Below are 12,616 nucleotides of genomic sequence, written 5' to 3'. Positions count from 1 at the left end.
GCGTACCAGCGGGCGACGAGCACGATCAGGCCGGGCAGGCTGGCCACGAGGCTGAGCACCCCGTAGACGACCGCGACGGCGAGTCCCCGGCCGGCGCCGAGGCCCGCGGCGCCGAACGCCCAGGCGGTGACGCCTTCCCTGGGCCCCCAGCCGCCGACGTTCAGCGGCAGGCCCATCGCCAGCAGGGCGAGAACCGCGAGGGGCAGCAGGACGGCCACGGGTGCGGCGGTCCCGGCGACGCGGGCGGCGAGTACGAACATCGCGACGTAACCTGCCAGCACCACCACGGAGGAGACAACCACTCCGGGCCCGTTCTGTCGCGACAGCAGACCTTCGCGGGCCTCGGCGAGGACCGCGCGCAGCCTGCGGCCGCGCTGCGAGGGTGCCGCGCGGTTCATGCGCAGGGCGAGGACGACGGCGAGTGCGCCCAGCGCGGTCAGGGCCGCGAGCGGGGCGATGTGCCGGGTCTCGGCCAGCACCGGGGACGGCATGGTCAGCAGGACGACGGCCCCGACGGCGAACAACGCGATCTGCCCGGCGGCCCGTTCGAGGACGACGGCCTTCACGCCCCGCCGCAGATCCCCCTCGCTCTGCCCGTGCCGCACGGCCCGGTGCACATCGCCGAGGACGCCGCCGGGCAGGGCCGCGTTCAGGAACAGCGCGCGGTAGTAGTCGGCGACGGCCGGCCCGAACGGCAGCCGGATCCGGAGCCCCCGGGCCACGATCGCCCACCGCCACGCGCTGAACACCGTGGTGACCAGCCCGATGCCGAGCGCGAGCAGCAGCGACACCGCGTCGATCCGCCGCAGCCCGTCCAGGAAGACGCCGGTACCGAGCCGCCAGAACAGCACGCCCAGGATGGCGATTCCGGCGACGGTGCCGAGGTGCGTACGGACCCTGGGGGAGCCAAGCCGGGCCAGGGCCGTGCGGATCGGGCCGGGCGACGAGGCGCCGTCGCCGTCCGGGCCGGTGCCGTCCGAACCGGCGCCTGGCGACGGGTCTTCGGCCGTCCGGCCCGACCCTGCGCCCGGCGACGGGGCTTCGCCCGTCCGGCCTGGACCGGCCGGGTCCGAGGCGACGGGCTCACTCCTGTCACCCACGGCCGGGCGCGGCACGGCCGCCTTGGCCCGGGCCGTACCCGCCGCACGGGATACCGCGGGCGCCCGGGTGCCGCTGCCGGTCGCGCGCGACCGGGGGGTCCCGGAGAGCGTGGTGCGCGGGCGCGTTCCCGTCGCCTGGGGGCTCATGACGCTCCGCCCGCCGGGCGGGACAGGGCCAGGAGGTCGACGTGGTGGACGGTGACGTGCAACTCGCCCGCCGCGCAGGCCGCCAGCCGGTTGGTCAGGTAGACGTCGGCTTCGGCCCGCAGCTCGGGGCGCTCCTCGACGGCGGCGCCGACCCAGCCGCGCAGCCACTGCTCGGTGAGCGCCGCCTGCTCGGGGCCGAGCCGCCAGGCACTCGGGTGCAGCCGTACGGTCGCGCCGTGCTCGGAGAACGCCTCGGCCGCCGCCGTGACCGCGTCGGGGCCGAGCAGGCCGTCGCGGCGCTGGTGGTCGTTGAACGCCTGGGCGAGCTCCGCGTCCAGCGGGTGGGACGGGGTCAGTTCCACCCGCCCGGCGACGGACAGGGTCAGCAGGGCGGGGCAGCCGGCTCCGGCGCACGCGGCGGCGAGGGTGTCGACCTCCTCGCGGGTGAGGACGTCCAGCAGGGCCGACGCCGTCACCAGGGACGCGCCCTGCAGGGCGTCCGGGGTGAGGCGGGCGACGTCACCGCGCCGCGTCTCCACGGAGACCCGGCTGCCGTCGGCGGCCGAGCGCGGGGAGGAGACGGCGGCGAAGTGCAGCAGGTAGGGGTCGCGGTCGTGCAGGATCCAGTGCTGGGTGCCGTCCAGGCGGGGCGCGAGCCAGCGGCCCATGGAGCCGGTGCCGCAGCCCAGGTCGTGGATGACGACGCCCGACTTGCCGGGCAGGTTGGCGAGCCGGATCCGCAGCGGGTCGAGCAGGTCGTGCGCCCGCGCGGCGGCATCGGCCGGCTCCCGCAACTCCAGCCACTCGGGCGCGTACCGGGGCGGATCCTCCGGGTTGGCCTCACGCAGTTTGACGGTCGGCCGCGAGCCGGGCTTGCCGCTGGGGCCCGCGCCGGGGATGACGGCCCCGGGGACCTGGCCCGGAGCGAACTCCACGCTGGAGCCCAGCCCCGGGATCACGGCGTTCCGGGCCTGCCTCGCCGCGGACTCGCCGTCGGGGCCCACGCCCGGGAGCAGGGCCTCGGCGGCCTGCCCCGGACCGGGCTTCCCGCCCGGCATCGCGCTGTCCGTCACACCCGTGACCTCCCTCGGCCCGGGCTGTACCGGGATCGCCCCGCTCTGCTGGGTCGTCGTCGCCGGGTTCGTCATGCGGCACTCCGGGGTTCGGTCGGGAGCCGGCGCAGTACCGCCGCCAGGCTCTGTGCGGTCGTCGCCCAGCCGCCGAGGGCGGCGCGGCGGCTGCGGGCGGCGGCCTTCAGGCGGCGTCGTACGTCCGCCTCGCCGAACCAGCCGCGCAGTTCGGCGGCGATGGCGGCGGAGTTCTCCGGCGGGACGAGGATGCCGGGCACCCCTCCGTCGGGCGCGCGGCCGACCGCCTCGGGCAGCCCGCCGACGTCCGTGGCCAGCACCGGGATGCCCCGGGCCAGTGCCTCGGTCACCGCCATGCCGTACGTCTCGGCGTAGGAGGTGAGGACCATCAGGTCGGCGGTGGCGTAGCCGGCGTCGAGCGCGGGGCCGGACTTCGGCCCGGCCAGCTCCAGCCGGTCCTCCAGGCCGTGCTTCCTGATGAGGGACCGCAGATGGGTGACGTACTCCGGGTCCTGGGTCAGAGAGCCGACGCACACGCAGCTCCACGGCAGCTCGCGCACCGCGGCCAGCGCCTCCACCAGCCGGTGCTGGCCCTTGCGCGGGGTCACGGCGGCCACGCACAGCAGGCGCGACACACCGTCGGTACCGGGCGCGAGCGGCGCGATGTCGGCGCCGGGGGCCGCGACGTGGACCCGCTCGGGGGGAAGGCCGTGGTGGGAGACCAGGCGGCGGACCGCCCAGTCGCTGGTGCCGATCACCGCCGGCACCGCCCGCAGCACCGTCCGCTCCTTGGCGTCCAGTTCGGCGGCGACCGTCGCGTCCAGCCCGGTCTCGTCGCCGAGCGGGAGGTGGACGAGGACAGCCATGCTCAGCCGTTCCGCCTCGGGCACCACGATCTCCGGTACGCCGCAGGCCACCAGCCCGTCGAGGAGCACGACGGCCCCGTCGGGCAACGCGGCCAGGGACCGTGCCAGTTCGGTACGGGCGTCGGCTCCCGGCCGGGGCCAGTCACCGGCCACGACGTGCTTGGTCACCTGCCAGCCGAAGCCGGGCAGGTCCAGGCACACGCGCCGGTCGTAGGCGTTGCCGCCGCTCGGCGCCGTCGGGTCGTCGACGCCGCCCGGCAGCACGAAGTGCACGGTGCGCAGGGACATGGGAATGATCTCGGCGTTCTTCAGGGAAGCGTGCTGCACGGGAACATAATTCAGCCGCGCCGGCGCCGGACCCATGTGCTCGGGCCGCTCGATGGTCGTGTCGGTCACAGCGCACGCTCGTAACTCGCCCAGGCGATGTGCGACTCGTGCAGCGTGACGGTGAGGCCGGCGATGCCCTTGGCGCCCTCGCCCAGCGCCCCCTTGTGGATGCGCTCGGCGAGCCGGTCGGCGATGACCTTGGCGAGGAACTCCGTGGAGGTGTTGACTCCGGCGAAGTCGGGCTCGTTGTCGAGATTGCGATAGTTCAGTTCGCTGACGACCGCCCCGAGTTCCTGGGTGGCCAGCCCGATGTCGACGACGATGTTGTCCTCGTCCAGCTGCTCGCGCCGGAACGTGGCGTCCACGAGGAACGTGGCCCCGTGCAGGCGCTGCGCCGGTCCGAAGACGTCGCCACGGAAGCTGTGGGCGATCATGATGTGATCGCGGACGGTGATGCTGAACAACGGACGACCCTCCAGGTGCGGCGCGTCTGTTCCCCGCTCTCGGTGCCGGGGATGCCGAGTAGTACGGCTCGTTGCCTTCCCCTGTTCAGCCGTCCGTACGTCTTTTCTCAGGTCAGGCGCTCTTGTCGTGGCGAAGTCGTACCGGATGGAACGAATCGTCGGTCGATGCGTCAATCACTCTCGTCGTAACGGACGCGGTGGCACAGCGCGGGGACCTCGCCGGAGACGAGCCCGGGCAGCACGTCCGGCAGGTCCTCGAAGCGGGATTCGCCGGTGATGAGGGCGTCGAGCGCGGGGTCGGCGAGCAGGTCCAGGGCGACGGCGAGCCGGTCGGCGAAGGTGCGGTTCGGGCGGGCCGGGGAGACGGTGCCGACCTGGCTGCTGCGGATCACGAGCCGCCGGGAGTGGAAGGCCTCGCCGAGAGGGAGGCTGACCTGCCGGTCGCCGTACCAGCTGAGTTCGAGGACGGTGCCCTCGGCGGTGAGGAGTTCCAGGGACCTGGCGAGGCCCTGTTCCGTGGCGCTGGCGTGCACGACCAGGTCGCGGTCCCCTTCGGCGTCCTGCGGGGTGGCGAAGCCGACGCCGAGCGCCTCTGCGATCTTCGCCCGGGACGGGTCGGCGTCGACCAGTTGGACGCGGACCCCGGGGAACCGGGCGAGGAGGGCGGCCACCGAGCAGCCGACCATGCCGCCGCCGACCACGGCGATCCGGTCGCCGACCAGGGGCGCGGCGTCCCACAGGGCGTTGACGGCGGTCTCCACGGTCCCGGCGAGCACGGCCCGTTCGGCGGGCACGGTGTCCGGGACGGGGGTGACCGCGGTGGCCGGGACGACGTAGCGCGTCTGGTGCGGGTAGAGGCAGAAGACCGTGCGGCCGGTGAGCTCCCCGGGCCCCTCCTCCACCACGCCGACGTTGAGGTAGCCGTACTTCACCGGGCCCGGGAAGTCGCCCTCCTGGAACGGCGCGCGCATGGCCGTGTGCTGGCTGACGGGCACGCCGCCGCGGAAGACGAGCGTCTCGGTGCCGCGGCTCACGCCGGAGAACAGCGTGCGGACCAGCACCTCGCCCTCGCGGGGCGCCGGCAGGGTGACGTCCCGGATTTCGCCTCGCCCAGGCGAGTCGATCCAGAACGCCCGTCCGGTGTGCTTCATCGAAGTCCTCCTGAACGATCGGGAAGCTGCTTGCGTACCGAGGGGTGCACAGGCCGCGCACAACGTAGCGGCGTTGATCGACTCTGTCACACGGCCGGAGGGTGTTCGGTGGCCCTGAACAACACTTACGACGCGAGGCTCCAGCAGGAGACCGCCCTGGGGGCGGGCGTGCAGGTCCTGCTGCTGGCCCTGATCGGCACGGCGATCGGGATGGGGCCGGCGGGCTGGCTGACGGGCCTCGCGTTCGCGATCGCCACCTGGGCGGTGCTCTCCCGGGCCCTGCACCGCTCCCGGTTGCGCTCGTTCGGCGCGGCCAACCGGGTCACTCTCGGCCGGGCGACCCTCGTCGGCGGGGTCACCGCCCTGGTCGCCGACTCCTTCCAGAGCTCACCGCCCGTGTCGCTGTTCGTCGGCCTGACGGCGGTGGCGCTGATCCTCGACGGCGTGGACGGCAAGGTCGCCCGCCGCACCGGTACCTCGACCCCGCTGGGCGCGCGTTTCGACATGGAGGTCGACGCGTTCCTGATCCTGGTGCTGAGCGTGTACGTGTCGATGCAACTGGGCCCGTGGGTGCTGCTGATCGGCGGCATGCGCTACGTCTTCGTCGCCGCGGCCAAGGTGTGGCCCTGGCTGAACGCCGCGCTCCCGCCGAGCACCGCCCGCAAGACCGTCGCCGCGCTCCAGGGTGTGCTCCTGCTGCTGGCGGGCGCCGATCTGCTGCCCTACGCGGCCAACTTCGGCGTCGCGGCCCTGGCCCTGGGCCTGCTGGTCTGGTCGTTCGGGCGTGACGTGCTGTGGCTGTACCGGACCTCCCGCGTCGAGGAGCCGGCGGCCCCCCGTCAGGTGCGGGAACTGGTCGCGAGCTGACGCCCGGCCGCCGGTGCCGGTCAGGTGCCGAAGCGCCCCCGCGCCGTCTCGATGTGCCCGAGGTACTGGTGGGTCCAGCCGCAGATCGCGTCGACCGTGGCGCGCAGCGCCCGGCCCGGCTCGGTGAGCGTGTACTCGACCTTGGGCGGCACGGTGGGGTGCACCTTCCGGTCGACCAGGCCGTTGCGCTCCAGCATCCGCAGGTTCTGGGTGAGCATCTTGTGGCTGACGCCCTCGACCTCGTCGCGCAACTCGCTGAAGCGCAGAGTGCGTTCCCCGAGCGCCTCGATGATCAGAAGCGCCCACTTGTTGGCCACGTCGGAGAAGATCTCCCGCGCCAGGGAGTCCGCCCTCCGCAGGTCCGCGTTCCCGGGCAGGTCCCTCAACTGCTTGGTCACCATCTGGTTCCCCAGTCACTGAAAAGTGCGTTCTTCCAGGTAGGCGGTCACTCTCCTACGGTTTCCGAGTAACCGCAAGAGAGTACGAGTCCGTGCTCGACGGAAGGAACCGCATCATGACCACGCTCGACGTCTACGACCACGGCATACCGGCCGAGAGCCACTTCGGCTACACGCAGGCGATCAGGTCCGGCGACCTGATCCACGTCTCCGGGCAGCTCTCGTTCGACGAGGCGGGCGTCTTCCACCCGGAGGACGACGTCGCCGCCCAGCTCGAGCAGACCTACGTCAACCTCGACAAGGTCCTGGCCCACTACGGCGCCACCCGCAACCAGATCGTCTCCCAGACGCTGTACCTGGTGGACCTGGTACACAACGCCGAGGCGGTGGCGAAGGGCAACCGGGCCTACTTCGGCGCCCATCGCCCGGTCAGCACGGCCCTGGGCGTCACCGAACTGACCTTTCCCGGGCAGCTCGTCGAGATCGGCTGCGTGATCGACATGAGGCTGCCCGCCTGAGACTCCGGTCAGTGTCGCGTTCGCGTCCCTGTGCCCACCAGGGTCCGCTCGTACGGGTCGAGCAGCACGCCCCGGACCTCGGTGGAGACACCGGCGATGATCCGCTGGTGGGCCAGCGGCACGACCGCGTCCGTGCCGAGGATCGCGGCCTCGGCGGCCATGGCGGCGTCCTGGCGCTCACCGGTGCCGTCGGTCCTGACGGCCTCGGCGACGGCCCGGTCGGCTATCTTGTCGCACAACCGGGCCAGGTTGTAGGCGCCGTCGCAGGTGTAGTCACTGCCGAGGACGCCGACCGGATCGCCGGTGTCCAGGAGGCTGTTGCGGGCGCCGATGAACGCGTCGAACTTCCCGGCGAGCGCGTCACTCTCCAGCCGCGAGTACTCGCGCACCTCCAGCTTCACCGTGAAGCCGGCCTTCCGGAGCTGCTGTTGCACGACCTGGGCGACCTCGGGGAGCTCCGGCCGGTTGTCGTAGGTGGCGAGGGTGATCGACGCACCGTCGGGCCGGGCGGCCTTCGCGCGCCCGGCCGGCTTCACACGCTTGCTCCCGGCCCAGGTGACGGCGGGTCCGAAGATGCCGGCGCCCGGGTCGGCGTACCCCTCGAAGACGCCTTTGACGAGGGCGGAGGAGTCGATCGCCGAGCGGGCGGCGGCGCGCAGCTCCGGGTCCTTGAAGGGCCCGGTCTGCGTGTTGAGCTGCAGGCTGGTGGTCCGGGTGGTGCCGGCTTCCTCCAGGGTGGCCTTGTCGAGCGTGGCGGCCTGGGCTACGGGGATCGCCTCGGCGATGTCGACGTCGCCGGTGCGGACGGCGTTGGCGCGTGCGGTGCCGTCCTTGACGAAGCGCGCGTCGATGCCGGAGGCGTGGGCGAGGCCGCCCCAGTAGTCGCCGAAGCGGTCGAGGGTGGCGGAGCCGCCGCTGTTGACCTCGGTGATCTCGAAGGGCCCGGTGGCCGTGCCGACGGGGGTGGGGTCGCCCTTCTTCGCGTACGCCTTCGGGGAGAGGATCGCCATGCTCGGACCGGCCAGCCGCACGGGCAGGACGGGGTCGGGCGCGGCGGTGGTGATGCGGATGCCGCTGTCGCCGTCGGTCTTCGCGCTGAGGGTGACGCCTGCGAGGGCGGCGGGTGCGGGCTCGGCCTTCGCGGCATGGGTGAGCGCGGTGGCCACGGCGGCGGGGGTGACGTCCGTGCCGTCCTGGAAGGCGGCTTCGCGCAGGGTGAACCGCCAGGTGCGGCCGCTCTCCCGGCGCCAGGACCGGGCGAGCGCGGGGACTGCGGCCCCGTTGTCGTCCAGAGCGGTCAGCCCTTCGGTGACGCCGAGCCGGCTGAGCAGCGTGGCGTCGGCTCCGTACGGCGAGAAGTTCTCGGCGGGCGGAAAGGCGAGGGCGACGTGCAGCCGCGCCCCCGACGGCCCGCCCTCCGACGACGACTCCCCGCCGGGGGAGACGAAGCAGCCGGCCAGACACGGCACGAGGGCAAGGGCGGTGAGGAACCGGAGGCGGCTCTTGATGCTCTACTGACGCACTTGCACAGCATAGGCATCAAACGGAACACGCCGTTCAACCGGGTGACACGGGCCGACGGCGCTTTCAAATCCCATACGGAGTAGGCGATTTGACACCGACGAGGATCACTCCCTAAACCTGACCACATGACATCCATTTTCAAAACGGTGGGGCGGTCGTGAGGGTCGCGTTCGTCGGTAAGGGCGGCAGCGGCAAGACCACGCTGTCCGCGCTCTTCTCCCGCCACCTGGCGCGCTCCGGCGCCCCGGTCCTCGCCATCGACGGCGACATCAACCAGCACTTGGCCGAGGCGCTCGGCGGCCAGGAGGAATCCGCCCCTCCCCTGGGCACACACGTGCCGGAGATCAAGAACTTCCTCCGGGGCGACAACCCGCGCATCCCCTCCCCCGAGGCGATGATCAAGACGACCCCACCGGGCCGCGGCTCCCGCCTCGTCCGCCCGCTCGGAGAGGACGAACTCCACGCACGGCACGTCGGCCGGGCGGGCGGCGTCCCCCTCATGGTGACGGGCGAGTTCGACGAGTCCGACCTGGGCGTGGCCTGCTACCACTCCAAGCTCAGCGCGGTCGAGCTGTACCTCGGACATCTGGTGGACGGTCCCGGTGAGTACGTCGTGGTCGACATGACGGCGGGCGCGGACGCCTTCGCCTCCGGCCTGTTCACACGCTTCGACATCACGTTCCTGGTGGCGGAACCCACCCGCAAGGGCGTCTCGGTCTACCGCCAGTACCGCGACCACGCGGAACAGTTCGGCATCCGCATCGCGGTCGTCGGCAACAAGGTGACCTGCGAGGACGACCTGCTCTTCCTCAAGGAACAGGTGGGCGACGACCTCCTGACCCACCTGGTCCACTCCCCCTGGATCCGCGCGGCCGAGCAGGGCCGCACGGAGGCCGGACTGGGTGCACTGGCGTCGTTGGAGCCGCACAACCGCCATGCCCTGACGGTCCTGCGCGAGTCGGTCGACTCCCAGGTCCGCGACTGGGACCGCCTCCACCGCCACGCGGTCGAATTCCACCTGCGCAACGTCCGGGCCTGGGCGGATGCCCGCACGGGGGAGGATCTGGCGGGGCAGGTGGACCCGGCCTATGTGCCGGGCGGGCCGGCCAACGCCTGATCCCGGAAGGCCGCCGGCGCCGTCACGAACGCCTCCGGCCCGTCCCGCCACGGGAAGTGCCCCGCTTCGCTCTGCACGACGAGTTCGGCGTGCGGAAACAGGCCGGCGTACTCCTTCATCACGCGCACCGGCGCGGCCACGTCGTACTCCCCGGCGAGAACGAGGACCGGCGCAGTGAACGCGGCGAGGGCGGCACGCGTGCCCTCGGGCTCGAAGGCGCCCTCCGAGGCATACAGGGCCGCGGCCTCGTCGTTGCGCTGCCGCTGCTCCGCCACACGGAACTCCCGCGCCTCGTCGTCCCACCGGCCGAACCAGAACGGGGCGACGGCGTCCCAGTCGGCGGGCGCCGCGCGGCCGGAGGTGACGGCCTCCAAGGACGCGTACGCCGGGGCGAACCACGGTTCGCCCCGGCGCAGACGGGCCGTCTCCAGCCGGTCCTCGCCGGTGATGGCGAGGCCGACGGCGAAGACGCTGGGCGTGACGAGCACGAGCTGCCCTACCCGCTGCGGATGCCGGGCCGCGTACAGCACGGCCAGGTTCGCCCCGGCGGAGTGCCCGAGCAGATCGACCCGCTTCAGGCCCAACTCCGCACGCAGCGCCTCGACATCGCCGACCTGCCGGTCACAGCGGTACGACGCCGGGTCCCGCGGCACCGTGGAGTGGCCCGTGCCCCGGAGGTCCAGCCGGATCAGGGTGCGGTGGGCCGTGAGACCGCCCAGGTCCCCCAGGTAGACGGAGTCCTGCATGGGGCCGCCCGGGAGACAGAGCAAGGGCGGGCCTTCTCCGGTCACGTGGTAGGCGAGGACCGTGCCGTCGGGAGCGGAGAAGGTGGGCATGGGCGCGACCTTGTCAGGAGGCGGCGTCCTGGACAACGGGATTTCCGCCGGAGGTCAGTCCCCGCCCACCAGGGCGTTCCACTACTCGATGCCCGTGGCGTCGAGAAGGCGGACCACGTCCTTGCGCCCGTACCCGAGCAGTCGGGCGCGATCAGCGGCCATCAGCACCAGGTGCGCGACGGTCTTCGCCGCGTATCCGTCCTTGTTGTCCGCGTCGAACCACTCCTGGGGCTTCTCGACACCCAGGCTGTTCATCACCAGCCCGTGCTCTCGACGGACCTCCGCGACGGTACCGGCGACCGCGTCCATGAGCGTCTTCCCCGGCCGCTCGCAATCCAGGGCGAAGTCACCCCGGTCGACCGGCACACACCCCTCCGGCGGACGCGCCCGCAGCCCCGCATACCTCTCGTCCCCGAACCCGGAGGCCCGGAACTCGTCGTGCACCAGGGAGAACCGATGGAACCCGGGCGGGACCGGAGGCGGTGGAGGCGTGTACTCCCACCCGGCGTCCTCGTACAACTGCCGCTTCACCTCTTCTGCTTCGGCATGCGTCACGGTGAAGCCGTTGGCCTCGTTGCGCCCGGTCGTCGTGCCGTCGGGATTGCGGTGGAAGTGCAGGCCCATGGTGTGCTCCCGCTGCCGTGATGTCGATGGACGAGAAGCCCCCGTCACCAGCTCGAACGGCCCGCGAAGCCGACCCGTGCCCATTCTCCGAAGCCCCACCCGATCGCGTGAAAACAGACGGCGTGGGAACTGGCCGACTTCAGCGGGATCGGGCGTTGTTACGCTCCTGCGGTGAGGATTCCGGACCCCGCAGAGATCCAGGCGCTGCACGAGAAGTACGCGCCCACCGCCGAGGCGTTCACGCTCGTCCACACGCACTGCGAGATCGTCTGGGGCATCGCCGAGCAACTCCTCTCCGCGCCCCACTTGGCTCACCTCGATGCCGAACTGGTCCGCGCCGGCTGCCTCCTACACGACATCGGCGTCTACCGCCTCTACGGGGACAACGGACGGCTGGACCACGAGAACTACATCCGGCACGGACTGCTCGGCCACGAGATCCTCGAAGCGGAGGGCTTCCCCGACACCCTCCGCCGCTTCTGCTCCCACCACACCGGAGTGGGACTCACGCGGCACGACATCGTGAGCCAAGGTCTGCCCCTCCCTCCCGCCGACTACGTGGCGGTGACGGAGGAGGAGAGGCTGGTGATGTACGCGGACAAGTTCCACACCAAGTCCAGGCCGTCGGCGTTCCTCTCCCCCGACGAGTACGCCACCCACGTACGCCGCTTCGGCGAGGACAAGGTGACCGCTTTCCAGAGCCTGCGCGCGGAGTTCGGCGACCCGGACCTCACCGGGCCCGGGCCGGTCCGCGAGGCGGGGGGAGGCGCCACGACGGCCGCCGTTCAGGCGTAGAAGTCCGGAATCACCTGGTCCGCCGCCTCGACGACCTCCTCGCCACGCAGGATCTCTCTGCGTACCGTTCCGGCCTCCGCGATCAGCACGTCGGGGAGATGCGCTTCGTAGAAGCGGAAGTACCCCACCGTGCCCACGGTCGTCGTACGAGCGCCGAGCCACACTACGATCCTGCGCAGATCGTCGAACTCGTCGGGATGAGCCTCCTGCCGCACGGTCAGCGCCCATTCCGCACCATGGAGGTGCAACTCCCCGACCAGTGCGCCCCCGATCCGCGACGCCGCCCCTCGGGTCTGCCACAGCGGGTACTCGTAACCGTCGCCCTGCCGGCCACCTTCCAGCGCCAAGTGCCAGCGGAGCAGGGCGAGGTCATCGGGCGGGACGGCGCCCGGAAGGTTGAGCGCGAGTTGGAGTTCGTAGATGTCGGCCATGGCCAGAAGGCTACGAGCCCCCGCGCCGGGTCCTTCACGGCGGCTCGGTGAGAGCGCCGAGCCCCCTGCTCGGCTGATCTTGTCGCTTGGTCTTGCTGTCTCATCGAGAGGGGTGGCTGGGCCCGGCGGCATCCCACGCAGCCCTGCTCATTTCGGTGCACATCTACCAGGCGGCGCCGAACCGACCCGGGGTGCGCTTCCACGACCTGCTCGTGGTCTGGCTCGGCGGCAACGGGCAGTACGAGCGCGTCATCAACGACACGGGGTCGCCGACGTCGGGGACGTCCACGGTGCCGTCGACGGTGGTGTCGTACCCGTGAACGACCGGCACCGGCCCCTCCCTTCCGGTTGAGAAGGGAGGGG

The 12,616-nt window shown here is 72.1% G+C and carries 14 protein-coding genes and 1 pseudogene; 5 read left to right on the top strand and 10 right to left on the bottom strand.

Features of this window, described 5'->3' with window-relative positions:
• Positions 1-89: 89 nt before the first annotated feature.
• The 5 genes and pseudogenes from G3I77_RS06760 to G3I77_RS06740 all read right to left on the bottom strand — a co-directional run.
• Positions 90-1,247 (bottom strand): annotated as a pseudogene (locus tag G3I77_RS06760) (lysylphosphatidylglycerol synthase transmembrane domain-containing protein); the annotation flags it as partial.
• Positions 1,244-2,395, bottom strand: a complete 1,152-nt coding sequence (locus G3I77_RS06755; protein WP_248501676.1) for a class I SAM-dependent methyltransferase — start codon at positions 2,393-2,395, stop codon at positions 1,244-1,246. The pseudogene G3I77_RS06760 and the gene G3I77_RS06755, both read right to left, overlap by 4 nt.
• Positions 2,392-3,597, bottom strand: coding sequence for a glycosyltransferase family 4 protein (locus G3I77_RS06750; RefSeq protein ID WP_374385354.1), 1,206 nt, complete (start codon positions 3,595-3,597; stop codon positions 2,392-2,394). Before G3I77_RS06750 ends, G3I77_RS06755 begins: the two co-directional genes overlap by 4 nt.
• Positions 3,594-3,992, bottom strand: coding sequence for a 6-carboxytetrahydropterin synthase (locus G3I77_RS06745; protein WP_030843501.1), 399 nt, complete (start codon positions 3,990-3,992; stop codon positions 3,594-3,596). Before G3I77_RS06745 ends, G3I77_RS06750 begins: the two co-directional genes overlap by 4 nt.
• Positions 3,993-4,162: 170 nt before the next feature.
• The gene (locus tag G3I77_RS06740) at positions 4,163-5,143 is read right to left on the bottom strand and encodes a zinc-binding alcohol dehydrogenase (RefSeq protein WP_248501675.1); all 981 of its coding nucleotides are present in this window, start codon (positions 5,141-5,143) and stop codon (positions 4,163-4,165) included.
• 108 nt (positions 5,144-5,251) lie between these two features.
• Here G3I77_RS06740 and G3I77_RS06735 point away from each other — a divergent pair, with 108 nt between their 5' ends.
• Positions 5,252-6,010: a CDP-alcohol phosphatidyltransferase family protein gene (locus tag G3I77_RS06735; RefSeq protein ID WP_248501674.1), complete on the top strand. Its 759-nt coding sequence runs from the start codon at positions 5,252-5,254 to the stop codon at positions 6,008-6,010.
• Positions 6,011-6,030: 20 nt separating this feature from the next.
• Here G3I77_RS06735 and G3I77_RS06730 read toward each other — a convergent pair whose 3' ends face one another.
• Positions 6,031-6,411 carry a helix-turn-helix domain-containing protein gene (locus G3I77_RS06730; protein WP_248501673.1) on the bottom strand — a complete coding sequence of 127 codons (381 nt, stop codon included), beginning with the start codon at positions 6,409-6,411 and terminating at the stop codon, positions 6,031-6,033.
• Positions 6,412-6,524: 113 nt separating this feature from the next.
• On the opposite strand from G3I77_RS06730, the gene G3I77_RS06725 reads away from it, so the two are divergent.
• A complete protein-coding gene (locus G3I77_RS06725) occupies positions 6,525-6,926 on the top strand; it encodes a RidA family protein (RefSeq protein ID WP_248501672.1) in 402 nt (133 codons plus the stop codon).
• 8 nt (positions 6,927-6,934) lie between these two features.
• On the opposite strand, the gene G3I77_RS06720 is transcribed toward G3I77_RS06725, so the two are convergent.
• On the bottom strand, positions 6,935-8,395 hold the full coding sequence (locus G3I77_RS06720) for an ABC transporter substrate-binding protein (RefSeq protein WP_248501671.1): 1,461 nt from the start codon (positions 8,393-8,395) through the stop codon (positions 6,935-6,937).
• A gap of 212 nt (positions 8,396-8,607) precedes the next feature.
• Here G3I77_RS06720 and G3I77_RS06715 point away from each other — a divergent pair, with 212 nt between their 5' ends.
• Complete coding sequence (locus tag G3I77_RS06715) at positions 8,608-9,567, top strand: ATP-binding protein (protein WP_248501670.1); 960 nt, start codon at positions 8,608-8,610, stop codon at positions 9,565-9,567.
• Here the strand turns inward: G3I77_RS06715 and G3I77_RS06710 are convergent.
• Together G3I77_RS06710 and G3I77_RS06705 are read right to left on the bottom strand one after the other, a co-directional pair.
• Positions 9,537-10,403 (bottom strand): alpha/beta fold hydrolase, encoded by an 867-nt coding sequence (locus G3I77_RS06710; RefSeq protein WP_248501669.1) that lies wholly within the window; start codon positions 10,401-10,403, stop codon positions 9,537-9,539. The two genes, G3I77_RS06715 and G3I77_RS06710, sit on opposite strands and share 31 nt — an antisense overlap.
• A gap of 81 nt (positions 10,404-10,484) precedes the next feature.
• Positions 10,485-11,027, bottom strand: a complete 543-nt coding sequence (locus tag G3I77_RS06705; RefSeq protein ID WP_248501668.1) for a hypothetical protein — start codon at positions 11,025-11,027, stop codon at positions 10,485-10,487.
• A gap of 171 nt (positions 11,028-11,198) precedes the next feature.
• On the opposite strand from G3I77_RS06705, the gene G3I77_RS06700 reads away from it, so the two are divergent.
• Positions 11,199-11,822 (top strand): HD domain-containing protein, encoded by a 624-nt coding sequence (locus tag G3I77_RS06700; RefSeq protein WP_248501667.1) that lies wholly within the window; start codon positions 11,199-11,201, stop codon positions 11,820-11,822.
• Here the strand turns inward: G3I77_RS06700 and G3I77_RS06695 are convergent.
• The gene (locus tag G3I77_RS06695; protein WP_248501666.1) at positions 11,813-12,253 is read right to left on the bottom strand and encodes a hypothetical protein; all 441 of its coding nucleotides are present in this window, start codon (positions 12,251-12,253) and stop codon (positions 11,813-11,815) included. The two genes, G3I77_RS06700 and G3I77_RS06695, sit on opposite strands and share 10 nt — an antisense overlap.
• A 155-nt stretch (positions 12,254-12,408) precedes the next feature.
• Between G3I77_RS06695 and G3I77_RS06690 the strand changes: the two genes are divergently transcribed.
• The gene (locus G3I77_RS06690; protein WP_248502666.1) at positions 12,409-12,573 is read left to right on the top strand and encodes a hypothetical protein; all 165 of its coding nucleotides are present in this window, start codon (positions 12,409-12,411) and stop codon (positions 12,571-12,573) included.
• The last annotated feature ends 43 nt before the right edge of the window (positions 12,574-12,616 follow it).

Source organism: Streptomyces sp. D2-8 (genome assembly GCF_023184515.1).
GTDB lineage: Bacteria > Actinomycetota > Actinomycetes > Streptomycetales > Streptomycetaceae > Streptomyces.
This window is presented reverse-complemented; position numbering and strand designations above follow the sequence as displayed.